At 31.9% G+C, this 2186-nt stretch carries 1 protein-coding gene; it reads left to right on the top strand.

Annotated features, from left to right (window positions below; genetic code table 11):
• Positions 1-483: 483 nt before the first annotated feature.
• A complete protein-coding gene (locus tag EC396_RS12730) occupies positions 484-1557 on the top strand; it encodes a Fic family protein (RefSeq protein ID WP_129367003.1) in 1074 nt (357 codons plus the stop codon).
• Positions 1558-2186 lie beyond the last annotated feature (629 nt).

Below are 2186 nucleotides of genomic sequence, written 5' to 3'. Positions count from 1 at the left end.
CAACTTATGAAATTTAAGCTTAAATTTTAACTGGTATAAACTACAAACATTTTACCACTAACTGTTCTCGATACACCTTCACTGCGTTGCGGCACTCGAATTGACGTTATGATTGGCAGATCTCGCATCAAGTGCGAGATGACGGTTTAAAATACTTCTAAAATATCCCCTTGAGGGGATTATAGGGGTGTTATTTACTTTTGAGTAGATTATACAAATATTTAATATCGAACTTTATATCTATTTTACAAACTCCTAACGCCTATTTCGTTATACTAAAAATTGATTTCGAATACAAAGTAACAGATCTCGCATCAAGTGCGAGATGACAGTGTTTTTTGATAGTTAAAACAAATTCTCCGAAAAAATAGTATGATAAATAAAGTTAAATATGTTATCACACCTAAAAGTTATGATAAGAAAATTCGATTATCTTATCATAATAAATTAAGTTTGTAAAGAAAATTAATATTTCTTAACATAATGGAATCTGAAAAATTAAAAAAGTTACCTCTAAAGCAAGATGTTGAAACTAAAAAAGTGCTTAAGAAATTGGCTTCAGCTCACAGAGCCTTGGCAGAGTTAAAAGGAATTGTATCAAGCATTCCAAATTCAACTATTTTAATAAATACTTTAGGACTTCAAGAGGCTAAAGATAGTTCTGCTATTGAAAATATTATAACAACTCACGATGACATATTTAAAGCCGAGTTAAATCTTGATGGTTTTAAGTCTTTAAATGCAAAAGAAGTTCAAAACTATATTTCTGCTTTAAAAAAAGGATTTGGATTAATTAAAAAAAATAAAATCTTAACGAATAATGATATCATTGAAATCCAATCTGAGTTAGAGAAAAATAATGCTGGATTCCGAAAAGTCCCAGGAACTGCTTTGAAAAATGCAACAACTGGAGAAATAGTATATACGCCTCCACAAGAATATGATACTATTTTAGATTTAATGAGAAATCTAGAACAATACATCAACGATGAAAATATGTGTGAATTTGATACATTGGTCAAAATGGCTATAATTCATTTCCAATTTGAAAGTATCCATCCTTTCTATGATGGAAATGGAAGAACCGGACGAATTATCAATGTTTTGTATTTAGTAATGAACGATTTATTGAATTTACCTGTTTTGTATTTAAGTCGATATATAATTGAACACAAAGCTGATTATTATAAACTTTTACAAGAAGTTAGAGAAACTGACAATTGGGAAAATTGGATTTTATACATGTTAGATAGCATAGAGCAAATTTCAAAAGAAACGATTATCGTCATAGGAAAAATAAGCGATTTGATATTTGAATATAAAAATTTATTGCGAAATAATTACAAATTTTATAGTCAAGACTTATTGAATAATTTATTTAAACATCCATATACAAAAATTGAGTTTATTGAGAACGATTTAGGCGTTTCAAGAATTACAGCTTCTAAATATTTAAATCAATTGGCAAAAGACAAAATTCTTAAAAAAGAAAAATTAGGAAAAGGAAATTATTACGTTAATGAGAAGTTGATTAAAATTCTAACTCTAAATGATTAAAACGTGTGGTAACAACTTATGAAATTTTAACTGGTATAAACTACAAACATTTTACCCCTAACTGTTCTCGATACACATTCACTGCGTTGCGGCACTCGAACTGACGTTGTTTTTCTATTCATCACTCATTTTTATTATCGTCACTTCGAGTGTTTCAATGGAGCCTCGCGGAATTGAAATGTATCGAGAAGCTACTCACATCTAACCCGTTCTCGATACACCTTCACTGCGTTGCGGCACTCGAACTGACGTTATTTTTCTATTCATCACTCATTTTTATTATCGTCACTTCGAGTGTTTCAATGGAGCCTCGCGGAATTGAAATGTATCGAGAAGCTCCTCACCTCTAACCCGTTCTAGATACGCCTTCACTACGTTGCGGCACTCGAACTGACGTTGTTTTTCTATTCATCACTCATTTTTATTATCGTCACTTCGAGTGTTTCAATGGAGCCTCGCGGAATTGAAATGTATCGAGAAGCTACTCACATCTAACCCGTTCTCGATACACCTTCACTGCGTTGCGGCACTCGAACTGACGTTATCATTGGCAGATCTCGCATCAAGTGCGAGATGATGGTTTAAAATATTCATAAAATATCCCCTTGAGGGGACAGAGCGTTAAGAAA

Source organism: Lutibacter sp. HS1-25 (genome assembly GCF_004121075.1).
Taxonomy (GTDB): Bacteria; Bacteroidota; Bacteroidia; order Flavobacteriales; family Flavobacteriaceae; genus Lutibacter.
The sequence above is the reverse complement of the archived record's forward strand: the minus strand, read 5'-3'. Positions and strand labels throughout refer to the sequence as shown.

Bases quoted from the DNA above. Each gene is read 5' to 3' on its own strand.
- EC396_RS12730 (WP_129367003.1), top strand. From the start codon at position 484: ATGGAATCTGAAAAATTAAAAAAGTTACCTCTAAAGCAAGATGTTGAA.